General features: G+C 67.5%; 22 protein-coding genes. 6 read left to right on the forward strand and 16 right to left on the reverse strand.

Annotated features, from left to right (window positions below):
- Positions 1 to 9: 9 nt before the first annotated feature.
- Positions 10 to 783: a TIGR03084 family metal-binding protein gene (locus tag AC5Y39_RS14785; protein WP_500017592.1), complete on the reverse strand. Its 774-nt coding sequence runs from the start codon at positions 781 to 783 to the stop codon at positions 10 to 12.
- Between the two features lie 10 nt (positions 784 to 793).
- Complete coding sequence (locus tag AC5Y39_RS14790) at positions 794 to 2035, reverse strand: MFS transporter (RefSeq protein ID WP_500017953.1); 1242 nt, start codon at positions 2033 to 2035, stop codon at positions 794 to 796.
- Positions 2036 to 2199: 164 nt separating this feature from the next.
- Here AC5Y39_RS14790 and AC5Y39_RS14795 point away from each other — a divergent pair, with 164 nt between their 5' ends.
- The gene (locus tag AC5Y39_RS14795) at positions 2200 to 2802 is read left to right on the forward strand and encodes a YqgE/AlgH family protein (protein WP_500017590.1); all 603 of its coding nucleotides are present in this window, start codon (positions 2200 to 2202) and stop codon (positions 2800 to 2802) included.
- On the opposite strand, the gene AC5Y39_RS14800 is transcribed toward AC5Y39_RS14795, so the two are convergent.
- The 3 genes from AC5Y39_RS14800 to AC5Y39_RS14810 are packed head-to-tail and all read right to left on the reverse strand — an operon-like array spanning position 2799 to position 5119.
- Positions 2799 to 3785: a bile acid:sodium symporter family protein gene (locus AC5Y39_RS14800; RefSeq protein WP_500017951.1), complete on the reverse strand. Its 987-nt coding sequence runs from the start codon at positions 3783 to 3785 to the stop codon at positions 2799 to 2801. The two genes, AC5Y39_RS14795 and AC5Y39_RS14800, sit on opposite strands and share 4 nt — an antisense overlap.
- The gene (locus AC5Y39_RS14805; RefSeq protein WP_500017589.1) at positions 3782 to 4123 is read right to left on the reverse strand and encodes a hypothetical protein; all 342 of its coding nucleotides are present in this window, start codon (positions 4121 to 4123) and stop codon (positions 3782 to 3784) included. The genes AC5Y39_RS14800 and AC5Y39_RS14805 overlap by 4 nt, the downstream gene beginning before the upstream one ends.
- Positions 4124 to 4165: 42 nt before the next feature.
- A complete protein-coding gene (locus tag AC5Y39_RS14810; protein ID WP_500017587.1) occupies positions 4166 to 5119 on the reverse strand; it encodes an LpqN/LpqT family lipoprotein in 954 nt (317 codons plus the stop codon).
- Positions 5120 to 5248: 129 nt separating this feature from the next.
- Between AC5Y39_RS14810 and leuS the strand changes: the two genes are divergently transcribed.
- Complete coding sequence (gene leuS / locus AC5Y39_RS14815; RefSeq protein WP_500048237.1) at positions 5249 to 8131, forward strand: leucine--tRNA ligase; 2883 nt, start codon at positions 5249 to 5251, stop codon at positions 8129 to 8131.
- A gap of 25 nt (positions 8132 to 8156) precedes the next feature.
- On the opposite strand, the gene AC5Y39_RS14820 is transcribed toward leuS, so the two are convergent.
- On the reverse strand, positions 8157 to 8819 hold the full coding sequence (locus AC5Y39_RS14820; RefSeq protein ID WP_500017583.1) for an SDR family oxidoreductase: 663 nt from the start codon (positions 8817 to 8819) through the stop codon (positions 8157 to 8159).
- 63 nt (positions 8820 to 8882) lie between these two features.
- Here AC5Y39_RS14820 and ggh point away from each other — a divergent pair, with 63 nt between their 5' ends.
- Positions 8883 to 10223 (forward strand): glucosylglycerate hydrolase, encoded by a 1341-nt coding sequence (ggh, locus tag AC5Y39_RS14825; protein WP_500017581.1) that lies wholly within the window; start codon positions 8883 to 8885, stop codon positions 10221 to 10223.
- Between the two features lie 2 nt (positions 10224 to 10225).
- Here ggh and AC5Y39_RS14830 read toward each other — a convergent pair whose 3' ends face one another.
- From AC5Y39_RS14830 to AC5Y39_RS14875, 10 genes are all read right to left on the reverse strand, one after another.
- The gene (locus AC5Y39_RS14830) at positions 10226 to 10681 is read right to left on the reverse strand and encodes a MarR family winged helix-turn-helix transcriptional regulator (protein WP_500017579.1); all 456 of its coding nucleotides are present in this window, start codon (positions 10679 to 10681) and stop codon (positions 10226 to 10228) included.
- 60 nt (positions 10682 to 10741) lie between these two features.
- A complete protein-coding gene (locus tag AC5Y39_RS14835; RefSeq protein ID WP_500017949.1) occupies positions 10742 to 11479 on the reverse strand; it encodes an amino acid ABC transporter ATP-binding protein in 738 nt (245 codons plus the stop codon).
- Positions 11480 to 11491: 12 nt separating this feature from the next.
- Positions 11492 to 13240, reverse strand: coding sequence for an ABC transporter substrate-binding protein/permease (locus AC5Y39_RS14840; RefSeq protein WP_500017947.1), 1749 nt, complete (start codon positions 13238 to 13240; stop codon positions 11492 to 11494).
- A 68-nt stretch (positions 13241 to 13308) separates the two neighbouring features.
- Positions 13309 to 14205, reverse strand: a complete 897-nt coding sequence (locus AC5Y39_RS14845) for a DUF4436 domain-containing protein (protein ID WP_500017577.1) — start codon at positions 14203 to 14205, stop codon at positions 13309 to 13311.
- 37 nt (positions 14206 to 14242) lie between these two features.
- Positions 14243 to 15034: an LLM class F420-dependent oxidoreductase gene (locus AC5Y39_RS14850; RefSeq protein WP_500017575.1), complete on the reverse strand. Its 792-nt coding sequence runs from the start codon at positions 15032 to 15034 to the stop codon at positions 14243 to 14245.
- A gap of 21 nt (positions 15035 to 15055) precedes the next feature.
- Positions 15056 to 16069, reverse strand: coding sequence for a hypothetical protein (locus AC5Y39_RS14855; protein ID WP_500017574.1), 1014 nt, complete (start codon positions 16067 to 16069; stop codon positions 15056 to 15058).
- Positions 16070 to 16151: 82 nt separating this feature from the next.
- Positions 16152 to 17096 carry an Rv0045c family esterase gene (locus AC5Y39_RS14860; protein WP_500017572.1) on the reverse strand — a complete coding sequence of 315 codons (945 nt, stop codon included), beginning with the start codon at positions 17094 to 17096 and terminating at the stop codon, positions 16152 to 16154.
- Between the two features lie 10 nt (positions 17097 to 17106).
- A complete protein-coding gene (locus AC5Y39_RS14865; RefSeq protein WP_500017570.1) occupies positions 17107 to 18198 on the reverse strand; it encodes an inositol-3-phosphate synthase in 1092 nt (363 codons plus the stop codon).
- A gap of 51 nt (positions 18199 to 18249) precedes the next feature.
- A complete protein-coding gene (locus AC5Y39_RS14870) occupies positions 18250 to 18786 on the reverse strand; it encodes a PadR family transcriptional regulator (RefSeq protein ID WP_499904467.1) in 537 nt (178 codons plus the stop codon).
- Positions 18787 to 18986: 200 nt separating this feature from the next.
- Positions 18987 to 19838, reverse strand: coding sequence for a DUF1707 SHOCT-like domain-containing protein (locus AC5Y39_RS14875; protein WP_500017568.1), 852 nt, complete (start codon positions 19836 to 19838; stop codon positions 18987 to 18989).
- 122 nt (positions 19839 to 19960) lie between these two features.
- Here AC5Y39_RS14875 and AC5Y39_RS14880 point away from each other — a divergent pair, with 122 nt between their 5' ends.
- From AC5Y39_RS14880 to AC5Y39_RS14890, 3 genes are read left to right on the forward strand one after another with little or no spacing between them, the layout of a single operon-like run.
- Positions 19961 to 20386 (forward strand): DUF5318 family protein, encoded by a 426-nt coding sequence (locus AC5Y39_RS14880; RefSeq protein ID WP_500017566.1) that lies wholly within the window; start codon positions 19961 to 19963, stop codon positions 20384 to 20386.
- A 43-nt stretch (positions 20387 to 20429) separates the two neighbouring features.
- Positions 20430 to 22841 carry a transglycosylase domain-containing protein gene (locus AC5Y39_RS14885; protein ID WP_500017564.1) on the forward strand — a complete coding sequence of 804 codons (2412 nt, stop codon included), beginning with the start codon at positions 20430 to 20432 and terminating at the stop codon, positions 22839 to 22841.
- A gap of 32 nt (positions 22842 to 22873) precedes the next feature.
- On the forward strand, positions 22874 to 24490 hold the full coding sequence (locus AC5Y39_RS14890) for a glycosyltransferase family 87 protein (protein ID WP_500017945.1): 1617 nt from the start codon (positions 22874 to 22876) through the stop codon (positions 24488 to 24490).
- Positions 24491 to 24614 lie beyond the last annotated feature (124 nt).

A 24614-nucleotide genomic window follows, 5' to 3' on the forward strand; every position in this document is an offset into this window, starting at 1 on the left:
TCGGCAGCCTCAGCGGCCGGGCCCGGGCGGGCCGGCGAACGCCTGCGCGATCGTCAACCAGTGCGCAGCGTCGTCGCCGACTGCCTTGACGTCGAGTGCCGACAGCGGTCGCCGTTGCGTCACCAAGTAGCAGAAGTCCAATGCTGAACCGGTGATCCGCTGATAAGCCTCCTCGGGGCCCCACGCCCATGTGGAACCGTCGGGAGCGGTCAACTCCACCCGAAACGGCTCGGCCGGCACAGGCATGCCGTGCACCGCATACGCATAGTCACGGGTGCGCACCCCGAGGTGTGCGATCGAACGCAGCCGTGCGGTGGGCTCCCGCTGCACCTGCAGCGCGTCAGCCACGTCGAGGCCGTGCGCCCACGTCTCCATCAACCGCGCAGTCGCCATCGACGCGGCGCTCATCGGCGGCCCGAACCACATCAGCTTGCGGGCCGGGGATACCGCGAGCAGCTCGTCGTGTAGCCGCCGGCGCGTGGTGCGCCAGTCGTCGAGCAGTTCGGCAGGCGAGCGCCTCGACTCCTCCTCGGCCGCCGCGTCCACGAACCCCGTCGGATCGGCGGCCGCGGCTGCCAGCAGCTCACCGAACGCGGGTTCGTCGGTGACCGACGTCAGCGCCACCCGGTCGGTCCACAACAAGTGACCGATCTGGTGTGCGATCGTCCAACCAGGCGCGGGTGTGGCTGTGCCCCAACGGCTTCCAGGAAGGGACGCAACCAGGGCATCCAGTTCGGCACTCTCTGCGCGCAGGTCGTCGACGATGGGAGCCGCATCCGCCATGCCGCAAACATTAATCCTTGGCAGAGCCCACTCCGCGCCGGCCGACCGCGGCGTGCACCACCAGGCCGGCCAGGTAGGCAGCGGCCGCCGCCAAGGCGAGCGCGGGGGAGTGGCCGTTGGCCGGCACCAGCGCGGCGGCCGCCGCGGCTGCCGCCACGAACGTCAGCCAGAAAAGCGAGTCCTGCACGGCGAACACGTGGCCGCGGCGGGGGTCGTCCACGTCGATCTGCATCGCGGTGTCCGCGCACAGCTTGACCAGCTGCCCGGCTGCGCCCAGGAAGAACGCGCACACCAGCATCACCGGCAGGATCAGTGCGGCGCCGACGAGCTGGATCGCGGTCGCGGCGGCGAGCGCAATGTTGGCAGCGGCGAACCGGCCCACACGTCGCACGATCGCCGGCGTGAGCAGGGTCGCGGCGAACGCGCCGGTCGCCGCGGCGGCAAGGAACACCGCGGCCACGCCAAGGCCCGCGACGCCTTGCGCACCGGTGTGCCGCACGATCACCAGCAGCAGCAGCGTGTTGACGCCGAACGCGACGCGGTGTGCGGCCAGCCCCGACAAGGTCGCGGCGACACTGGATGTCGCGATGACGGTCCGCAATCCGTGCAGCCAGCCGGTGGCCACCGCGTAGACGGCCGAACCGTGAATCGATCGGGCGGTCTCGTCTGGGCCGAGGCTGTGCGGCGGGAACCGCAACGCCAGCAGCAGCGCCACGAGAACCGGGGCGGCGACGATGAAAATGACTGTGGCAGAAGCGGTGTCGTTCGCACCGAAGAGCCAGCGGGTCACCAGCATGAAGTTGGCGCCGACGAAGCTGGCGACGGCCCCCACCGCAGTGGCGAGTGCGTTCATCCGCACCACCTGGTCGCGCGGCACCACATGAGGCAGCGCCGCCGACAGCCCGGAGGTGACGAACCGGTTGACGCCGTTGACCAGCAGGGCCCCGGCCAGGATGGCATGCCCGCCGGCGCCGATGGCCAGCAGCGCGCCCACACCGATGACCAGGATCAGCCGCGCGGCGTTGGCGCCGACCAGCACGTAGCGGCGGTCCCACCGGTCCAGCAGCGCACCGGCGAAGGGCCCGAGAAGCGAATACGGCAGAAACAGCACCGCGAACGACCACGCGACGTCGCCCGGAGTCGCGGCCCGATCAGGGTTGAACAGCAATGCCCCGGCAAGGCCGGCGTTGAACAGCCCGTCGCCGAACTGGCTGGCGACGCGCAGTGCGAGCAGCCGCCCGAACTCGGGCATGGCGCGTACCGACCGCCACACCGCGGCCGGTGCGTGCACGTCAACCACTCAAGTCACTTCCTGCCAGCCGCCGCCGGAGAGCGAGCCGAACCTACAGTACAAATATCGCGCCCAGCATCCCGCCGATCGCCCCAATTGCGCTGTGCTGGTGACATGATGGTGACGTGGCTTACTCAGAGGATCCGGAGGATTACGCCCCCACCACCAATCGGGTGCGCTCCGGCACTCTGCTGTTGGCCAACACCGATCTGCTCGAGCCGACGTTTCGGCGCAGTGTGATTTACGTCGTCGAGCACAATGACGGCGGCACTTTAGGTGTGGTGCTCAACCGGCCGAGCGAAACCGCGGTGTACAACGTGTTGCCGCAGTGGGCAAAGCTGGCGGCCAAGCCCAAGACCATGTTCATCGGGGGTCCGGTCAAGCGCGACGCGGCGCTGTGCTTGGCGACGCTGCGGGTGGGTGTCACCTGTGACGGCGTGCCGGGGCTGCGTCACGTACAGGGTCGCGTGGTGATGGTGGACCTCGATGCCGATCCCGACTCGATAGCCCCCTTGGTCGAAGGGGTGCGCATCTTCGCGGGCTACTCGGGGTGGACCATCGGTCAGCTCGAAGGCGAGATCGAGCGGGATGACTGGATTGTGTTGTCCGCGTTGCCTTCTGACGTGCTCGTCGAGCCGCGAGTGGACCTGTGGGCGCGGGTGCTGCGGCGCCAGCCGTTGCCGCTGTCGCTGCTGGCAACCCACCCCATCGACGTCAGCCGTAACTAGCCGGGGGCAGTTTGCGGCACGCCTTGCCGGGACAGCCGACCAGCGATCACCGCGCACACCAGCAGCTGAATCATGTGAAACACCATGAGCGGCAACATGATCAGGCCCACGCTGGCCGAGCCGAAGAGAACCAGGGCCATCGGCAGACCCGACGCCAGGCTCTTCTTCGATCCGCAGAACAGCACGACAATCGCGTCGCCCCGGTTCAGCCGCGCCAGCCGCGCCAGCGTCGACGTCGCCGCCAGCACCACGGCCAGCAACGCGCCACAGATCGCCGCGAGTGCGGCCAGCCGCCACGGCGTCACCGCGCTGAAGACGCGTTCGGTGATACCGGCCGAGAATGCGGCGTAGACCACCAGCAGGATCGAGCCGCGGTCCACCACTTTCGTCAGCGTCGTGTGCCGATGCACCCAGTCCGCGACCCACGGCCGCAGCAGTTGCCCGACGACGAACGGCGCCAGCAGTTGCAGCACGATGTCCACCACGGCGGTTCCGTCGAACCGCGCACCGCCGCTGGTTCGCATCAACGCGACCACCAACAGCGGGGTCAGGATCACACCCAGGATGTTGGAGATCGTGGCGCTGACGATGGCCGCCGCGACATTGCCGCGGGCGATCGACGTGAACGCGATCGACGATTGCACGGTCGACGGCACCAGGCACAGGAACAACAGCCCGGTGTAGAGCTCGGCGTCGAGCAGGCTCGGCTCGAACACGCGCGCCGCCAAGCCGAGCAGTGGAAACACGATGAACGTGACCGTCAGCACCATCAGGTGCAGGCGCCAGTGCCGCAGCCCGTGCAGGGCCTGCACCGGTGACAGCCGCACGCCGTACAGCAAGAACAGCGAAGCGATTGCGACTTTGGTGCTCACTGACACAACGGCGGCGCCGACACCCGTTGCCGGCACCAGCGCGGCCAGCCCGACGGTCGCGAGCAGGGCCAGAACGAACGAGTCGACGGGCAGCCGCGGGATCCGCGCTATCGGCACGACTGTGTGCAGGAAGCGCAGGGTAGGTCACGCTGACAGGAACCACCGCGCTGCAAGGCGACGTGCGCATAGCGGGCGCCCTGCCACACCCCGACGGCGACCGTGCCGACCGCTCCGGTGATGCACAGCGCCAGCAGCCCGACGGAGGGCCGGCTCGACAGAGCGACGACGCCACCGGCGGCCAGCATCATCGCGGCCGCCAATTGGGTGGGTGCGACCGCACGCAGCACCTGTTGTGCACCACCGGCCGGAGCCGGCCGCGCCAGCGCCCGCGCACCCAGTACTGCCAGAGTTGCGGCGGCGCACAGGCACAACACACCGGCTACGAGCATGCGGTCACAATACGAGAGCTCCGAAAGCCCCGCAGAGGGCGCCTACCGGGTGGGTGCAGGGGCGGGCTGGGCTGCCGGCGCGGGCGGTGCTGCTGTCGCCGGCGCCACCCGGAAGCCATTGACGATTGCGTCCGTGGCGTCGGCGGCGGACGGCGCGCCCTGAATGTTGGCCAGCGACGTCACCGACAACGACACCAGGTATCGGTCGGCGCCGGCCGTCGCGATCACATGCCGCCGCGACGCGTTCAGCGTCATGTCGTTCTGGCGGTAGGTGCCCTCGATGATCGACGACGGGAACCCGTAGAAGTCCGCAAACGACGCGTCGGTGGTGCGCCAGGCCGGCAGCGACTGGCTGTCGACGAACCCGTGGGTGATCGCTTCCTTCGGGTCGAAGTCGCCGACCAGCTTGTAGACGACCACCTGCGCATTAGGCGTGTAGAGGTCGGGGCTGGTCCGGTTGGCGATCACCGCGAACGCGTCCGGGACGTTCGGGTCGGGCACCTGCGTCCAGCCAGGCGGCATCGGCAACGTGATGTTGAAAGCCTGGAACCCTTGTGCGCGTTGGGGTTCCAGCTTGACGCTCTTGCTCTTCAGAAAGTCGGTGATGGTGCCCGACGTGGCTGGCACCAACGTGGGCGCCGGGACGGCGGGTGTCGCGGCGGTGACCCCGGATTGCGGCACCATCGGCGCGGACGGCGCCCCGGCGACGGGCGCGCTGGGCGCGGGAGCGAAGCCGACCGGCGCGCGCTGCACGGGCGCGGCAGCGACCTGGGGGACCGCGTGCGGTGCCACCAGCCCGGGCGCGACGGGCACGGTTTGGGTGATCGTGACGGGCGCCGGCACGGGCGGGGGCAGTGGTTCGGCGCCGGCGCTGGGGCTGGACAGGCAGACGACCGCGGCAATGCCTGCGCCGCACGCTCCCGCCGCCGTCAGCCACATTCGGCCCTTCGCGATGCCACCGTCTCGTCGCGCAAGCCGCTCTTCGCTGTTGACCATCACGCTCCCTCCTCCTTCCCCGCGCGCGGCGAATGCCGACGGTAACAACCGTCACTCCCGTATCACCAGAGCTGGAACCGACCCCTGATCGGTCCGCAACGCAACCGAGACCTGGCCGCTGACTAACCTATGGGGGTGACCGACTCCCCGTCCCCTACCGGCCCACGTGCCGACGCCGACGTGCCGAAGTTCCGCTACACCGCGGAGCTCGCCGGCGAGATCGAGCGGTCATGGCAGCAATACTGGGCCGAGACCGGCACGTTCAACGTGCCCAATCCGGTCGGGTCGCTGGCGCCTGCGGACGGCAGCGCCGTGCCCGACGACAAGATGTTCGTCCAGGACATGTTCCCCTACCCGTCGGGCGAAGGCCTGCACGTCGGGCACCCCCTCGGCTACATCGCCACCGACGTCTACGCGCGGTACTGCCGGATGACGGGCCGCAACGTGTTGCACGCGTTGGGTTTCGACGCCTTCGGCCTGCCCGCCGAGCAGTACGCGATCCAGACCGGCACCCATCCGCGCACGCGCACCGAAGCCAACATCGTCAACTTCCGCCGTCAACTGGGTCGGCTGGGATTCGGTCACGATTCACGACGCAGCTTTTCCACTACCGATGTCGAGTTCTACAAGTGGACGCAGTGGATCTTCCTGCAGATCTACAACGCCTGGTACGACGAGGACGCGAATCGGGCCCGGCCCATTGCCGAGCTGATCGCCGAATTCGAGGCGGGCGCACGCACATTGGCGGACGGCCGCAGCTGGGCGGAGCTCTCGAAGGGCGAGCGCGCCGACGTCGTCGATTCTTTCCGGCTGGTCTACCGCGCCGACTCGCTGGTCAACTGGTGCCCCGGCCTGGGCACCGTGCTGGCCAACGAAGAGGTCACCGCCGAGGGCCGCAGTGAGCGCGGCAACTTCCCGGTCTATCGAAAATGGTTGCGCCAGTGGATGATGCGGATCACCGCCTACTCCGACCGGCTGCTCGACGACCTCGACCTGCTGGACTGGCCGGAGAAGGTCAAGACCATGCAGCGCAACTGGATCGGCCGCTCCACGGGCGCGTCGGCCTTGTTCGCAGCCACCGCGAACGACGGTGCACCGGTGGACATCGAGGTGTTCACCACGCGGCCGGACACGCTCTTCGGCGCCACCTACATGGTGCTGGCGCCCGAACACGACCTCGTCGACCGGCTGGTAACCGACCACTGGCCGGAAAGCGTCGATCCCCGTTGGACCTTCGGTGCCGAGAATCCGAGGGCGGCCGTCGCGGCTTACCGGCGTTCGATCGCCGCGAAGTCGGACCTCGAGCGTCAAGAGAACAAGACGAAAACCGGTGTGTTCCTTGGCACCTACGCCACCAACCCGGCCAATGGTGAGCGGGTGCCCGTCTTCATCGCCGACTACGTACTGGTGGGCTACGGCACCGGCGCCATCATGGCGGTCCCCGGCCACGATCAACGCGACTGGGAGTTCGCTACCGAGTTCGGGCTGCCTATTGTGGAAGTCATTGCCGGAGGTGACGTTTCGCGCGAGGCCTACACCGGAGACGGACTCCTCGTCAACTCCGCCTACCTCAACGGCCTCGACGTGGACGCCGCCAAGGAGGCGATCACGCGGCGCCTGGAATCCGACGGCAGAGGCCGGGCCCGGATCGAATACAAGCTGCGCGACTGGCTGTTCGCTCGCCAACGGTACTGGGGCGAGCCGTTCCCGATCGTCTACGACGAGGACGGTCGCCCCCATCCGCTGCCCGAATCGGAACTGCCCGTCGTGCTACCCGACATCTCCGACTACTCACCGGTTCTGTTCGATCCCGAGGATGCCGACAGCGAGCCGTCGCCGCCGCTGAACAAGGCCACCGACTGGGTGCACGTCCAACTCGATCTCGGCGACGGAGTCAAGACCTACACCCGCGACACCAACGTGATGCCGCAGTGGGCCGGCAGCTGCTGGTACGAGCTGCGTTACACAGACCCGCACAACTCAGAACGGTTCTGCGCCAAAGAGAACGAGGCGTATTGGATGGGTCCCCGGCCCGCCGAGCACGGCCCGAATGACCCAGGCGGCGTCGACCTGTACGTCGGCGGCGTCGAGCATGCGGTGCTGCACCTGCTGTATTGCCGCTTCTGGCACAAGGTGCTGTTCGACCTCGGGCATGTGAGCTCACGCGAACCCTATCGGCGCCTGGTCAACCAGGGCTACATTCAGGCGTTTGCCTACACCGACTCCCGCGGCGCCTACGTGCCCGCCGCCGAGGTCGTCGAACGCGACGGCAGGTTCTACTACACCGGCCCGGACGGCGAGATCGAGGTATTCCAGGAGTTCGGCAAGATCGGTAAGAGCCTGAAGAACTCGGTGTCGCCCGACGAGATCTGTGACGAGTACGGCGCAGACACCCTGCGGGTGTACGAGATGGCGATGGGACCGTTGGAGGCCTCGAGGCCCTGGGCCACAAAGGATGTGGTGGGCGCGCACCGGTTCCTGCAGCGGGTGTGGCGGTTGGTGGTCGACGAGCAGACCGGCGAAACCAAGGTGTCCGAGGAATCCGTCGACGAGCAGACGCTGCGGGCGCTGCACCGCACCGCCGCCGGTGTCGCCGACGACTATGCGGGCCTGCGTAACAACACAGCGATCGCCAAGCTGATCGAATACACCAATCACCTGACCAAGCAAGGAATCACGGCGCGCGCGGCGGTCGAGCCGCTGGTGCTCATGCTGGCCCCTGTGGCACCGCACTTGGCGGAGGAGATGTGGCGGCGGCTCGGCCACGACGGGTCGCTGGCGCACGGCCCGTTCCCGCACGCTGACGAGCGGTATCTGACTGAGGACACCGTCGAATACCCCGTCCAAGTGAACGGCAAAGTGCGCGGCCACATTTCAGTGCCTGCGGACGCGGACAAGGACGCGCTGGAGGCCGCTGCTCTGGCCGACGAGAAGGTGGCGGCGTTCTTGGCCGGCGCGACGCCGAAGAAGGTCATCGTGGTGCCCGGCCGGCTGGTCAACCTCGTCGTCTAGGCGCTCACCGGGGGAAACCCGAGCGTCAGCCGCGGTGACGGATCATGACCTCGTGCACGTGTCCGTCCGGCGGGGTGGCGACGATGTCGGCGATCGCCCGGGCAACCGTCTCGGGCCGTAGGTAATTCGCGGGATCGTAGTCGCCGCCTTCGAATTCGCGGAGCTGACGCTGCATGTCGGTGGCAATACGGCCCGGGTGTACCGACGTCACCCGCAACGACGGCTCCTCCGCCCGCAGCGAATCCGCGTACGCACGCAGCGCGAACTTGCTCGCCGAGTATGACGCCATTCCAGGCAACACATGCAGCCCCGCACCCGAATTCACGAACAGCACTTGCCCTTTCGCGCGGCGAAGCGCAGGCAGCAGCGCATGGGTCAGCGCCACTGCGCCGATCACGTTGATCTCGAATGTCGTTCGCCAGTCGGCGATGCGTGAATCGGCGAGCCGGTCCGGAAACGCCACCCCGGCGTTGTGCACCAGCACGTCGAGCTCCTCGCCGACGTCGAGATCGAGCGCGTCGGCGTCGGTCAGATCCAATGCCACCACAGAAGCGCCCACCCGCCCCGCGACGGCGTTTAGCCGCTCGGACGGCCGCCCCGCGAGCAGCAGCGTATGTGTGGGAGCGAGGGCGTCGGCGATGGCGGACCCGAGGCCGCCGCCGGCCCCGGTGATCAGCGCGGTCGGCATGCGGGCCACCCTATCGGCTCGCTTGGCAAGCGAGCGGGCGTGGCCGGCCGCATCATAGAACCGATGGCGCCCGATCCCAGCTTCTCGCCGACGCAGCTCGCCGCACGAGCGGCGTACCTGCTGCGCGGCAACGACCTGGGTGTGATGACGACGGCCGCGCCGCTGCTGTACCCGCACATGTGGAGCTGGGACGCGGCGTTCGTCGCGGTGGGTCTGGCGCCGCTGAGCGTCGAGCGCGCGGTCGTCGAACTGGACACGCTTCTGTCGGCGCAGTGGGCGAACGGGATGATCCCGCACATCGTGTTCGCCAACGACGTAGACGGCTATTTCCCCGGTCCGGCCCGCTGGGCCTGTTCCGAGTTGGCCGCACATGCCCCGGCACATCTTCAGACGTCGGGCATCACCCAGCCGCCGGTGCACGCGATCGCCGTCGAGCGCATCCTCGATCACGCCCGTCGGCGCGGCCGCTCCACGCGGCAGGTCGCCGAGGCATTTCTGGACCGCCGCTGGGACGACTTGGTCCGTTGGCACCGATGGCTCGCCGAGGCGCGCGATCAGCGCAGCCGCGGCCGCATCACGCTGTATCACGGCTGGGAATCCGGAATGGACAACTCACCGCGGTGGGATGCCGCCTACGCCAACGTGTCACCTGGTGCGGTCCCGCCATATCGACGCAAAGACAACATGATCGTGCTCGACCCGTCGCAGCGGCCCACCGACAGCGAATACGACCGCTACCTGTGGTTGCTCGAGGAGATGAAATCCGTCCGCTACGACGACGAACAGTTGCCGACGGTGATGAGCTTCGTCGTCGAGGACGTGTTCGTCTCCGCGATCTTCTCGCTGGCGTGTGAGGTGCTGGCCAACATCGGCGAGGACTACCACCGGCCGAACGCCGACATCAAAGACCTGTACAGCTGGGCCGAACGCTTCCGCGCCGGAGTGGTCGAAACCGCAGACGAAAGAACCGGGGCGGCAAGGGATTTCGATGTCCGCGCGAACAAGTGGATCGTCACCGAGACCGTGGCCCAATTCGCCCCGCTGTTATGCGGAGGCTTGCCGCACGACCGGGAGCGCGCGCTGCTGCGGTTGTTGGAGGGCCCGAGGTTCTGCGGCCATCCCGATCTGAAGTACGCGCTGATCCCGTCGACGTCGCCGGTTTCCCGCGACTTCCGGCCGCGGGAGTATTGGCGCGGGCCGGTCTGGCCGGTGATGACGTGGTTGTTCTCGTGGGCGTTTGCGCGGCGGGGCTGGGCCGAACGCTCGCGCACATTGTGCAGAGAGGGATTGCGCCAAGCCAGCGACGGCACGTTCGCGGAATACTACGAGCCCTTCACCGGCGAGCCGCTGGGCAGCATGCAGCAGTCCTGGACCGCCGCAGCGGTGTTGGACTGGCTCGGTTGAAGCTACGTGGTGGACTGGCCGCCCAGCCGCTCCAGCGGTGCGAGCGCCCGGGCCAGCAGTTCGCGGTCTTCGGTCGACAGGGCGGCGAGCATCTCGGCCAGCGCAGCGCGCCGGTTCGCCAGCGATTCCCGATGCACGGCCAGGCCTTTCTCGGTGATGTCGACAAGCACGGCGCGCAGGTCGGACGGGTCCTTCGACCGCTTCACCAGGCCGAGCTTCTCGAGCCGGCGGATAGCCACGGTGGTGGTCGGGGTGCGCACCCGCTCGTGGGCGGCCAACTCCGTCATGCGGATCGGTCCGCGGTCGATCAGCGTCACCAATATCGACAGCTGCGCCAGCGTCAGGTCACCGGTCGCCACCCGGGTGGTGTCGCCCCGGCGCAGTACCGAGAACAGCTTGGAGAGCACCCGGTGCAGCCCTTCGGCCAGCTCGGTGACCTGCTGCTCGGTCTCGACCATAATTCGCCAGTCTAACCTGTCGGTGGCTGCCAGGACCCTATCCGGCAATATCTTTGAAAGTCATAACAGCTGCGACAGAAACCGTTGTAGACGCTCAGTCTCGGGTGCGTCGAAAATGCGCTCTGGCGGACCGGATTCCACCACCCGGCCGTGGTCCATGAAGACCACGGCGTCCGACGCCGAGCGGGCGAAGCCCATCTCGTGGGTGACCACGATCATCGTCATACCCTCGGAGCCCAGGTCGGCGATCAACGCCAAAATGCCCTTCACCAGTTCCGGATCGAGCGCCGATGTCGCTTCGTCGAAGAACATCACCTGCGGTGCCATCGCCAATGCCCGCGCAATCGCGACCCGCTGCTGCTGGCCACCCGACAACGTCGCGGGCCGCACGTCGGCCTTGTGCCGCAAGCCAACTCGGTCCAGCTGTGCCAGCGCAAGCTCGCGGGCGGCCTCTGCCGACAGCCGTTTGAGCTTGCGCGGTGCCAGCATCACGTTGTCAATCACGGTGCGGTGCGGAAACAGGTTGAAGTTCTGGAACACCATCCCGATCCGCTGTCGCAACTTGTCGGGGTTGTCCTCGAGCACCGACCGGCCATCGAGCAGGATGTCACCGCGGTCCGGTTCGTAGAGGCGATTGAGGGTGCGCAGCAGCGTCGACTTGCCGGACCCGGACGGCCCGATGACCGCGACGGTGCTTCCGGCCGCCACGTCGATGTCGACGCCGCGCAACACGGCGTTTTTACCGAACGACAAATGAATTCCTTTGCCGGACAACGAAACCGGCTGCGGACGTGCCACCTCGGCCACCACTTACATCATCTCCTGAGCCTCAGCGAGGGGGTCTTCCGGTTCGGCCACCGCACGGCCTTGCCGTAGCCGGTCGTCGATGTAGTTCACCAGATGCGTCAGCGGAATGGTCAGCGCCAGATAGAACAGCCCGGCCGCCACCAACGGCGACAGGTTGCCGGTCTGCGCGTTGAGGTCGCGGCCCACTTGGAACAGCTCCCGCTGCCCCGCGACCAGACCGAGGAAATACACCAGCGCAGAGGCTTTCAACAGCGAGATGAACTGGTTGACCAGTGCCGGCAGGACCCGCCGAATACCTTGCGGCACAACGACGAGCCGCATCGCACGCCGGTAGCTGAAGCCGAGCGCGCGGGCCGCCTCCATCTGTCCGGGTTCGACGCTTTGGATACCGGAGCGGAAGATCTCACCCACGTAGGCCGCCGCCATCAACCCCAGCGCCGCGATGCCCAGCGGGTACGGGTTGTTGCCGGTCAATCCGCCCACCACCGGCCCCACGCCCAGACCGATCAGCAGAATGATCACCACCTCCGGCAGACCGCGGAACACGTCGGTGTACACCCGCGCCGGCCAGCGCAGCCACCGGGCCCGGGAAATGCCCGCGACGGCCAGCACCATGCCCAGCACCACCCCGATGATGCTCGCGCTGATCGTCAGGATCAGCGTGTTGGGCAGGCCGGTCTTGAACAGGTCGGGGATCGCCTGCTTGTAGAGATCCCAGTCGAAGAAGGCGTCTTTCAGTTGCGCCAGCGTGGATTTCGGAGCGGGCGCGGTGCTGGCGCGCGGAGTGTGGCTCGCCGCGATCGCCGCGAAGTCCGGCAGGACCGGCTGCGGCGCCGCCTTCGAGCCCGGCTTCCACCCCGGCGGCAGCGCCCGAGGCACCCACTCGGAATACAGCCGCGACCAGGTGCCGTCCGCAATCACGGCGTCCAAACCCGCGTTCAGTGCGTCGATAAGGGGCGTGTTCTCCTTGGCGACCGCCCACGCCACGAAATTGTCCAAGCTGAAAGTGTTTTCGACGACCACGGCCTGGTCCCCAGGGCGCACGGTGCCTACCGCCTGCTGCGACGGTGCCACCCACGCGTCGATTTGATGTGTCTTGAGGCTGCCGTACACCGTGTTGTAGTCGGGGAACTTCACCGGCTGCAGATGCAGGGTGTCGATGACGTAGGCCTCTTGCACGGTGCCTTGCACCACGCCGATCCGCTGGCCGGGTGCGAGCTTGTCGAATCCGGTGATCGGCGAGCCGGGCGGCACGACGAGTGAGAAGTATCCGAAGTCGTAGCCGTTGGTGAACCCGACGGTCTTGCGGCGCGCGTCGGTGGTGGTGATCGATGACGAGCCGACGTCGAACCGCCGCGACGCCACCTGTGCGAGCAGGCCGGAGAAGTCGGTGCCGACGAACCGCACCTGCAGCCCGAGTTTGGCCGCGACCGCCCGCAGCAGTTCGTTGTCGAATCCGGTGAACTGGCCGGCCGAGTTGATGCAGACGCTGGGCGGGGCGTCAGACAGTGTGCCGACGACGATCGTGCCGGGTGTGCCGAGGCCCAGCTTGGTGACGTCGACGGCGCTCAGCGGTTCGACGGTCGCGGTCGTGTACTTGTCTTCGGCCGAGCCTTTGGCAGCCTTGGCGAGGTTGGTTGGCAGCGGGCTGGCGGCTTGCACGCCGGGCGGCGAGCATTGGTCGGCCGCCGCTGCGGGCGCATCGACAAGCGCAGTCACCACCAGCACGGCGGCCAACGCCCAAACGCGGATCACACGCTGAGCGTACGGTTGTTCGCGCGCTGGCTCGCGCTATGTGCGCAACAGCAGTGGGCGGGGCGTCATTCCGAATGCCGGTGCCACGCGAAGATGTACAGCGCCATCGCCGTCACCAACGCGAGCAGCACCCACAGCACCAATGCCTGGTCGATCCACGCGCCCGGTGGTGGCGCACCGGGCAGGATGTTGCGCAGCGGCACGATCGCGAACAGCATGGCCGCGTACCAGGTGGAGAACGGCGGCACGAACTTCTTCTTGCCGCGCAGCATCTGGATCGCGACGAATAACGCCATGATCGGCAGGCTCAGCAGCACCACGCAGATGCCGAGGTCGAAGAACAGCGGCCCCTGCGCCCGGTGGAGGGTGAGCGTCACGTTGTCGCCGTCGGGTGCCGACTGGGTGGCCGGTCCGCTGCGCTTGGCCGAAATGTCCCAGCCTTCTATTGATCCGGTCACTTCCACGCGCGCCGACACGTAGTCGCGGTTGTCGCCGTCGCCCACCAGCACGTCGGCACTGATCTCGTCGGTGGTGTAGGAATCGAACGGCCAGCGGTCCGGGTGGCCGTTGGCGTCGATCGTCGTCTTGTACTGCGCGGTGGTGGGTTTGCCCTTCTTGTACTCCAGGTCGCCCAGTTCGTTGGCCGGGTACATCCGCACAGCGATGTCCTGCTTGACCACGTCGAGGTTGGTATCCATCAGCGAATCCTCTGGATACACAAGCACTTGCACGTCGAGGCGGTTGTCGGTGGTGTGCAACGCGATGAGGTTCACCACCACCACCGTGTCGTCGGTGGTGCCCAGGTCGGCCGGCGGAAGCGGCCGCGCGGAGCCGCTCAGCGCGTGATACCCGAGCAACGATCCGGCGTAGAGCGCGGCGAGGATGAAGACGATGCCGCCAACTGCTGCGAATTTCCGCCAACGGGACCGCCGAACCGGCGCGGGCGGCGTCTGAACGACCACCCGGCGAATCTAGCGTGAGTTGTTTTGTCTGCGTGGCTTATTGAGCCCGGCGAGCCCTCCACCGGCACAACGCCTCGGCTTGGCTCAGGTCATAGTCGGGACCGTTGACGCCGACCGTCAGAAACGTCACCCCCAGATCAGCCATCGCATCGGCCTCGGCCAGCAGCGCGTCCTCGGAGCGGCCCTGAACGCCAGCGGACCGCTCGATGGACTCGGGATCGCGGCCGACCGCGGCGCAGTGCTGCGCCAAGACCTCGGCTTTGCGTGGGTAGCTTTCGCGGTCGACGAACCCGTGCCAGATGTCGGCGTGCTCGGCCACCAGCCGCAGCGTCTTCTGCTCGCCCTGGCCGCCGATGAGCACCGGAATGTGCCGCGTCGGTTGCGGATTGAGCTTGGCGAACCGCGACTCGATGCGCGGCAGCGCCTCGGCGAGGTCTCGCAGCCGGCTGCCCGCGGTGCCGAACGGGTAGCCGTATTCGTCGTAGTCCTTCTGCTTCCAGCCGGAGCCGATGCCCAGGATCAACCGTCCGTTGGAAATGTGGTCGACCGTGCGCGCCATGTCCGCGAGCAGCTCCGGGTTGCGGTACGAGTTGCAGGTGACCAGCGCGCCGATCTCGATCCGTGAGGTCTGCTCGGCCCACGCGCCCAGCATCGTCCAGCACTCGAAGTGTGGCCCGTCGGGATCGCCGTAGAGCGGAAAGAAGTGGTCCCAGTTGAACGCCACGTCGACGCCGATGTCTTCGGCGCGGCGGACCGCGTCACGGATGTTCGCGTAATTCGGTGCGTGCTGCGGCTGGAGTTGGACGCCGATGCGACGAGGGAAGGCCATGCGGCCACGGTATCGCGCAGCTCAGTGGCGGCAGTTCTCGTACCTGTCGATCAGTGCCTGTTCGGGCGGCGACGGCCGGTAGTCGCGCCTGATGCACGTGCCGATCGACACGGTCACCGGGCCGGTGGCCTGCCCGTAGAAGCCGAGCCGGCCTTGGTACTGGTTGGTGGCTGAGTACAGCACCGGCGCGGGCAGTCGCGCGACAACCGGCAGGTGCTGCTCGGCGAGCCGCAGCGCCAGCGCGGTGTCGTCGGCGCTGATCTTCTCCGACACCCATAGCGGTCCGGTGACCGCGCCGTTGATGGTGAAGACGTCGGCGTGCGGGATCGACTGGTCGGCGTTGAGCGTGTCCCACAACTCCATCTCGGCAGGGGTCGGCAGTCGCCGCGAGGTGTGAATCTCGGCAGGGTGCTGCTTGCCGGGGTTCACGGTCCATTCACCGCCGGCCATGTCGGCGAAGCTACTGGCCAGGGTGCCGACGGCCGCGGCGACCGCACGGTAGTCAGCAGCGTCGGGCAGTTGGATGGAGCCGGAATTCGGAACCGTCGCAGTGGCGGCGCGCAGTCTGACTGTGCCGCCGGGGAATTGGCGGCGCAGCGCTACCCAGCTGCGCGCCTGCTGGACAACTTGCTCGCGGTTGCTTACCGGGCGACCGCCGTTGTCCACGCGGAACAGGTTGTCGCCGGTGCGGATGTCGAGCTCGGTGCGGTAGCCCTTGTAGTCGTCGGTGGCCATGTCGTCGATGTAGGACGACGTGACTGCGGCCACCTGATCGGCGGTGACCTCGCCGGCCACGTCGACGTCGAATTCGGCGTACGCCGGTCCGCGCGCCGCGTCGTCGTCGAACGTGGTGTGCACCTGCGTCACGCCCGGCAGCGTGCGGATCCGCTGGCTGAGCTCGTCCACCTCGGCGCGGCGATCCGGCGGCGCCGCCGTGCACGCGGCCAGGACCAGCACCACGACCGCCAGCCATTGCCATCGCACCAGCCGATTCTGCCAAGGCGACTGCGTCGACGTCGCCGGTCGTCGGCTCATCGTCAGTCCCGTTCGGCCAGCCGTTTGATCCGCGCCACCCGAGCGTCCCAGGTCGTCCCCGCCTCGGTCATGATGTGCACTTCTAAGACTGAGTTGCGCCGAGCACTCCGCGCAGGATCTCGACGAGCACCAGCGGCTGGTCGCTGTGCACCGAATGTCCGGCGTCGGCGACCACGTGCACGCGCTGGAATCCCGGTGCGGTGCGGGCGAATTCGTCGGCGTCCTCGTCGTTGACGAAGGCGGACCGTGCGCCCCGTACCAGCGTGGTGGGTGTGGACAGCGCGGGTACGTCGTCCCACAGCCGCTGGAAGCCGGAGTAGTCGGCGTCCTGACGGAAGGAGTCGTAACGCCACGTCCACGTGCCGTCGTCGAGGCGCTTGGAGTTGTGAAACACCCCGCGCCGCAACGACTTTCGGTCTCGGTGCGGCGCCGCGGCGACGGTCACGTCCACCATGGACTGAAAGGTCGGGAAGGTGCGTTCGCCCTGGATCAGCGCCACTGTGCCCTTCTGCTCGTCGGTCATCTCCGCGTGCCGGGCCGGGGAGGTGGGGGTGACGTCGACGAGCACCAGCCGCCGCACCAGTTCGGGCGCCTGCGTCGCGAGCCGGATCGCGGTCAGCCCGCCCAGGGAATGGCCGACGAAAAGGTCTGCGGTCGGAGCCCATTCGCGCAACACAGGCAACAGCGTCGCCGCGTTCTGAAGGGGCCCGTAATCGCCGTCGTCCCGCCAGGCCGATCGGCCATGCCCGGGCAGGTCGACGGCCAGTGCCGGCTCCCCGAGTCCCAGAATGACGGTGTCCCAAGTGTGCGCGTTCTGGCCGCCGCCGTGCAGGAACACCACCCGTGGCGGCGCGGACCCGAATCGCAACGCGCTGACGGGTCCGGCGTCCAGCCGTTCGACGAGCGGCAGCGGACCGCTGACACCGGCCTGCTCGGCGTTTTCGGGCAGCAGCGCGAATTCGTCGAGACCCAACAGGTCGTCGTCGGAAATCTCGCGCCCGCGAGGAGCACCCGGTACTTCCGTCACGACGACGACACTAGCCGCGGATGAAGTCCTCGAGTTGGGCGCGCGCCACGTCGTCGGGCATCTGTTCCGGCGGGCTCTTCATCAGATAGGCCGACGCCGGGATGATCGGGCCGCCCAGTCCGCGGTCCTTGGCGATCTTGGCCGCCCGCACCGCGTCGATGATGACGCCGGCCGAGTTCGGCGAGTCCCACACCTCGAGCTTGTACTCCAGGTTCAGCGGCACGTCGCCGAACGCTCGGCCTTCCAGCCGCACATATGCCCACTTGCGGTCGTCGAGCCAGCCCACGTGATCGGACGGGCCGATGTGGACGTCTTTGGTCTTGAACTCGCGCTGCAGGTTGCTGGTGACGGCCTGGGTCTTGGAGATCTTCTTGCTCTCCAGCCGCTCACGCTCGAGCATGTTCAGGAAGTCCATGTTGCCGCCGACGTTGAGCTGCATCGTGCGGTCCAGCTGCACGCCGCGGTCTTCGAACAGCTTGGCCAGCACCCGGTGGGTGATCGTCGCACCGACCTGGCTCTTGATGTCGTCACCGACGATCGGCACCCCGGCGTCGGCGAACTTCTTGGCCCACACGGGGTCTGACGCGATGAACACCGGCAGCGCGTTCACGAACGCCACGCCGGCGTCGATCGCGCACTGGGCGTAGAACTTGTCGGCCTCTTCGGAGCCGACCGGCAGGTAGGAGACCAGCACGTCGACCTCGGCGTCGCGCAGCGCCTTGACCACGTCCACCGGCTCGGCATCGGACACGTCGATGGTGTCGGCGTAGTACTTGCCGATTCCGTCGAGGGTGGGTCCGCGCTGTACCACCACGTCGGTGGGCGGTACATCGGCGATCTTGATGGTGTTGTTCTCCGACGCGAAGATCGCCTCGGACAAGTCGAAGCCGACCTTCTTGGCGTCGACGTCGAATGCGGCGACGAACTTGACGTCGCGCACGTGGTAGGGGCCGAACCGGACGTGCATCAGGCCGGGAACCGTCGAGCTGTCGTCAGCGTGCTGGTAGTACTGCACGCCCTGCACCAGTGAGGACGCGCAGTTGCCGACGCCGACGATTGCGACGCGCACCTCCGAACCGGCGCCGGTCTTATTGCCACTCATGAGCGGTTCTCCTTACTCCTGCCAGTTGACGTTTTCGTGCGGTGCGAGTCGTTACTCGGCGAGTCCCTGGGCTACTCGTTCCGCGGCGATCAGATCGTTGAGCCATTTCACTTCCCGCTCGCTGGACTCCAGGCCCAGCTGATGCAGTTGGCGGGTGTAGCGGTCGAACGAGCTACTGGCCCGCGCAACGGCTTCACGCAGACCTTCCCGCCGCTCCTCCACCTGACGGCGCCGGCCCTCCAGAATCCTCATCCGCGCCTCTGCGGGGGTGCGGTTGAAGAATGCGAGATGCACGCCGAAGCCGTCGTCGGTGTAGTTCTGAGGACCGGTGTCGGCGACGAGTTCGGCGAACCGCTGCCGACCGGCCTCAGTGAGCCGGTACACCCGGCGCGCACGGCGCACGGGAGCTCCGGCCGGTGCCGCATCCTCCGCGATCAGCCCGTCGAGCTGCATCCGGCGCAGCGCCGGATAAAGCGAACCGTAGGAGAACGCGCGGAAAGCACCGAGTAGACCGGTGAGGCGTTTCCGCAGTTCGTAGCCGTGCATCGGCGACTCGAGCAGAAGTCCCAGGATGGCGAGCTCCAGCACCGAGTCACCTCCTTTGCTTGGCCCGTTACGACCCGTCGACACCTCGGGCCATAGTATCGCGCCGATATATTCGCGGCCAGCCCCCGGGCCAGCCTCCTGCGCGAGGCTTCTGGGCGAGGGTGCGTGTCTGTCCACCGACACGCCGGGGCCAGGCGTGCAACACCGCACGCTCACGCCGCGGGCAGGCGCAGACGGCGGCCTCAGGACGGCGGGTATTGGCTGACGATGTCGCCCTGCGGACCGACCGTCAGGTAGCCGCTGCGCTCGTAGGTCGTCGACACGTAGATCGCGATCACCACTGCGTCAGGAGTCGTCGGATCTTTACTGGGCTCGATGTTCATGTAGGTCGACTTCACGTCCTTCTGCTCGATGCCCAGAATCTGCGGCGCACCGCGCAGTCGGCCGATGACCGCAGGCACGTCGAACTTCGCAAGGTCGACCAGGCGCTCGCCGTCGCTGATCGCGCTCACCGACGGAGCGCTGTCCCAACCGCCCCGATACGTGTACCGAAGCGTGCGGCGTTCGTCGGCGGGGTCGGCACGCTCCATCGACGCATAGTCGGGGTAGATGGTCAGGCTGTAGCCCATCGTGTCGCCAAACTTCTTGCGGGCCTGGGTGAACAAGCCGTTCAGCCCATTCGCCGAGTGCAGCAGCCGCGGCGGCGCCTGGACGTCGGCGGCGATGCCGTCGGGCGCGGCGCCGGGGTCGTTGCTCAGCGGTGACGCGCTGCTGCCGAACAGGCCCCAACCGATGCCCACACCCAACAGCACCAGCACCGCCGCCACGGCGATCCGCATGCCCCAGCCGGCACCGGGAGCGCCGACGCCCGGCGATTTGAGCCGAGGCAACTGCACCGGCGCATTGCTGGTCTGGAGGTCCGACACCAATGCGTTCAATTCGCCCAGCGTCGTCGCGTTGGTCGCAGCGCTGACCCGCTGACGGTGTTCTTCCATCGACAACTGGCCCTCGGCGAGCGCGGTGTCGAGCACCTGGCAAGTGTCGTTTCGGTCGCTGTCTTTGGCCCGGGTGCTCATCGATTGCCGCGTCGCCACGACGATGATCGTAAGAGCGCGCCCACCGATTCGACGGGCAACTGCGCAGCGCAGCGAGCGCCGATAGATCGGCTGCCCCTTCTGTGCTTCGGCCGTCGGGGGAGGCACGTACTCTGGTCACCGTGCGACTGCAGCGACAAGTGGTGGACTACGCGCTTCGGCGCCGGTCCCTGCTGGCCGAGGTGTATTCGGGGCGCACGGGTGTCACCGAAGTCTGCGACGCGAACCCCTACTTGTTGCGGGCCGCCAAGTACCACGGCAAGCCCAGTTCGGTGATGTGCCCCATCTGTCGCAAGGAACAACTGACTCTGGTGTCGTGGGTGTTCGGCGATCACCTCGGCCCGGTATCCGGGTCTGCCCGCACCGCCGAAGAGCTGGTGATGCTGGCGACACGATACGACGAATTCTCGGTACACGTGGTGGAGGTATGCCGGACCTGCAGCTGGAATCATCTGGTCAAGTCGTATGTGCTGGGAGCGGTCCGTCCTCCGACAGGATCGCGTGGCACTCGGACGGCGCGCAGGGGCGCGCGCACGGCCAGTGAATAGGGGAGAGCGTCCCGACCGGTCAGCCACCGACAACCGTCCTGGAATGGCGGCTGACCGCGTCGCCCGCCCTCCGCAGCGGCCCGGTCCCGCCTTCGGTCCGCCTCGCGCGCCCCGACCTCCGGCACCGGGACCGTCGCGGCGGGCCACTCCCGTCGACGGTGGTCCCACCAGCGTGATCCCGCCGGTCGGCGAGCACACCGAGCCGCTGCGCGACGAGGTCGACGTCGTCAAGGCCGCGCTCGACGGTGCACCACCTCCCCCGCCGCCGCACGGCCGTCCGCCCGGTGGCGGCCCGCCATTCGGGCCCAGACGTCCCGCGCGTCACGTCAATTGGAAGTGGGTGCGGCGCGGCGTGATCATTGCCGCTGCGCTGCTCATCGTGCTGCCCCTGGTCACGTTCTCGATGGCTTACCTCATCGTCGACGTGCCGCAGCCCGGCGACATCCGCACCAATCAGGTGTCCACTATCTTCGCCAGCGACGGCACCACTGAGCTCGCGAAAATCGTTCCCCCAGAAGGCAATCGGGTCGATGTCAGCATCAGCCAGGTGCCTCAGCACGTGCGCGACGCGGTGATGGCCGCCGAAGACCGCGACTTCTATTCCAATCCCGGGTTCTCGTTCAGCGGTTTCGCGCGCGCCGTGAAGAACAATGTGTTCGGCGGTGACACGCAGGGCGGCTCGACGATCACGCAGCAGTACGTCAAGAACGCTTTGGTGGGTTCTCAGCGTGCCGGCGTCGGCGGTTTGGTCCGCAAGGCCAAGGAATTGGTGATCGCCACCAAGATGTCCAGCGAGTGGTCCAAAGACCAAGTGCTGCAGGCGTATCTGAACATCATCTACTTCGGGCGCGGTGCATACGGTATCGCTGCGGCATCCAAGGCCTACTTCAACAAGCCCGTCGAGCAGCTCACCGTCGCGGAAGGTGCGTTGCTGGCGGCGCTCATCCAGCGGCCGTCCAGCCTTGACCCGGCAGTGGATCGCCAGGGTGCCGAGAAGCGGTGGAACTGGGTGCTCGACGGCATGGTGACCATCGGGGCACTGCCGGAGAACGAGCGGGCAACACAGGTGTTTCCGGAAACGGTGCCGCCAGATCTATCCCGCATGGAAAGCCAGACCACCGGGCCCAACGGATTGATCGAGCGCGAAGTCACCAAGGAGCTCCTCGACCTGTTCAACATCGACGAGCGCACGCTCAACACTCAGGGCCTACAGATCACCACCACCATCGACCCCAAGGCGCAGTCGGCCGCCGAGGACGCGGTGAACCGTTACCTGGAGGGCCAGGACCCCGACATGCGCGCCGCGGTGGTGTCCATCGATCCGAAGACCGGAGGCGTCAAGGCCTACTACGGCGGCAGCGACGCGAATGGTTTCGACTTCGCCCAGGCGGGTTTGCAGACCGGCTCGTCGTTCAAGGTGTTCGCTCTGGTGGCCGCGCTGGAGCAGGGCATTGGGCTGGGCACCCAGATCGACAGTTCGCCGTTGACCGTCGACGGGATCAAGATCACCAACGTCGAAGGCGAAAGTTGCGGCACCTGCAACATCGCGGAGGCGCTCAAGCGGTCGCTGAACACGAGCTTCTACCGGTTGATGCTCAAACTGAAGAACGGCCCCTCCGACGTCGCCGATGCCGCACACCGCGCCGGCGTTGCCGAGAGCTTCCCCGGTGTGGAGCACACGCTGTCCGAGGACGGCAAAGGCGGTCCGCCGAACAACGGAATCGTGTTGGGCCAGTATCAGACTCGGCCCATCGACATGGCATCGGCGTACGCCACCATCGCGGCCTCGGGCATCTACCGCGCCCCGCATTTCGTGCAAAAGGTGGTGAACTCCCAGGGCGAGGTGCTGTTCGACGCGTCGACGCAGGAAAGCGGCGGCGACCGTCGCATCGACGAAGGAGTCGCCAACAACGTCATCTCTGCGATGCAACCGATCGCGGGCTACTCCAACGGTCACAACCTGGCCGGCGGCCGGCCATCGGGCGCCAAGACCGGCACCACCCAGCTGGGCGACACCGGCGCCAACAAGGACGCCTGGATGGTCGGTTTCACGCCGTCACTGTCGACGGCCGTGTGGGTCGGCACGGTGCGTGGCGACAAGCCGCTGGAGAACAAGTGGGGTTCACCGGTGTGGGGGTCGACGTTGCCGTCCGACATCTGGAAGGCGACCATGGACGACGCGCTCGACGGCACACCGAACGAGAAGTTCCCCAAGCCAACGATGATCGGCGGGTATGCCGGCGTGCCCGCCGCCCCACCACCGCCGCCGCGATCGACACCGCCGCCCTCGTCGGCGCCCACTCCTACGCCGGGTCAGGTGATCCAGCCCAGCATCGAAGTGGCACCCGGGATCACGATCCCGCTGGGACCGCCCACCACGGTTCCCGCGGCGCCGCCGCCCGGCGGTGACAACGGTGGACAGGGTCCGCTTCCCGGGCCGCCACCGCCGCCGTGACCGACGAGGCGGCAGAGCAGCACGCGGCTGCGGTGGTTTCGCCGCAGCCGCTCGCGGCCGACCGGCGCAGCCTCGACGACCGCGATTTCCCCAGCCGCACAGACCCAATCGGCGCTGCGCTCGCCGAGACCATCGGCGGTCCGGTGGGCCGGCATGCCCTGATCGGCCGGCAGCGGTTTCTGACGCCACTGCGGGTCATGTTCCTCTTCGGGCTGGTGTTCCTGGCGCTGGGTTACTCGACCAAGGCCGCCTGCCTGCAAAGCACGTCCACCGGCAGCGCCGACGCCCGAGTGGCCAACTGGCAGAACAACCGCCAGTACTACGAGCTGTGCTACTCCGACACGGTTCCGCTGTACACCGCCGAGCTGCTGAACCAAGGCAAGTTCCCGTACAAGTCCAGCTGGCGTGAGACCGACTCCGCCGGAAAATCCAAGACCCAGTACGACGGGCGCCCGGCGGTGCGGTACATGGAATATCCGGTGCTGACCGGGCTGTACCAGTACGCGTCGATGGCGCTGGCCAAGACGTACACGGCGCTGACCAAGGTGGTAGGGATACCGGTGATCGCCGAGGTGGTGATGTTCTTCAACATCTCCGCGTTCGGGTTGGCGCTGGCGTGGCTGGCCACGGTGTGGGCGACGTCCGCGCTGGCGGGCCGGCGGATCTGGGATGCGGCGCTGGTCGCCGCCTCGCCGCTACTGATATTTCAGATCTTCACGAATTTCGACGCGCTCGCAACGGCTTTCGCGATCGGCGCGCTGCTGGCGTGGGCCCGTCGAAAACCCGTTTTAGCCGGCGTGCTGATCGGCCTGGGCGTCGCGGCCAAGCTGTATCCAATGCTGCTGTTGCTGCCGCTGCTGGCACTCGGGGTGCGCACGGGCCGGGTGCGCGCGGTGGCCCAGACCGGCGCAGCCGCCGCGGCCAGCTGGCTGGTGGTGAATCTGCCTGTCATGCTGCTGTTTCCGCGGGGGTGGTCGGAGTTCTTCCGGCTCAACGCCCGTCGCGGTGACGACATGGATTCGCTGTACAACGTGATCAAGTCGTTCACCGGCTGGTCGGGCTTCGACGGCAACCTCGGGTTCTGGGAGCCGCCGGTGGTGCTCAACAGCGTCGTCGCTGTGCTCTTCGTAATTGCTTGTGCCGCAATCGTTTACGTGGCGTTGACGGCACCGCGCCGACCGCGCGTCGCGCAGCTGGCGTTCCTGGTGGTCGCGGCGTTCCTGTTGACCAGCAAGGTGTGGAGCCCGCAGTTTTCTCTGTGGCTGGTGCCGCTGGCGGTGCTGGCGCTGCCGCATCGGCGAGTCCTGCTGGCGTGGATGACCATCGACGCACTGGTGTGGGTGCCGCGCATGTACTACCTGTACGGCGATCAGACTCGCGGTCTGCCGGAGCAGCCGTTCACCGCCACCGTGCTGCTGCGTGACATCGCGGTGATGGCGTTGTGCGCGGTGGTGGTCTGGCAGATCTATCACCCCGAACGCGACCTCGTCCGGTTCGGCGGCCGTATCGACGACCCGTCCGGCGGCGTCTTCGAGAACACGGCTGACGCGCCGCCCGCGTGGCTGCCGTCGTGGTTGCGCCCGCGCGCCGTCGCCCCGCCGCCCGTTGTGCGCGAGCGTGCGGGTCTGCACGCCGACACGCCGGTCTAGCGCGTACCGCAGCGCACGCTCGGCCCGAGCGAGCCAGCGCGATTTCGCAGATCAGCCGCCATTCCTGTAACCTGATCCGGTTGCCGACGCAGGCGACCCTCCTGCCACGGATACGCCGTGGCCG

This window comes from Mycobacterium sp. NGS39 (genome assembly GCF_059812765.1).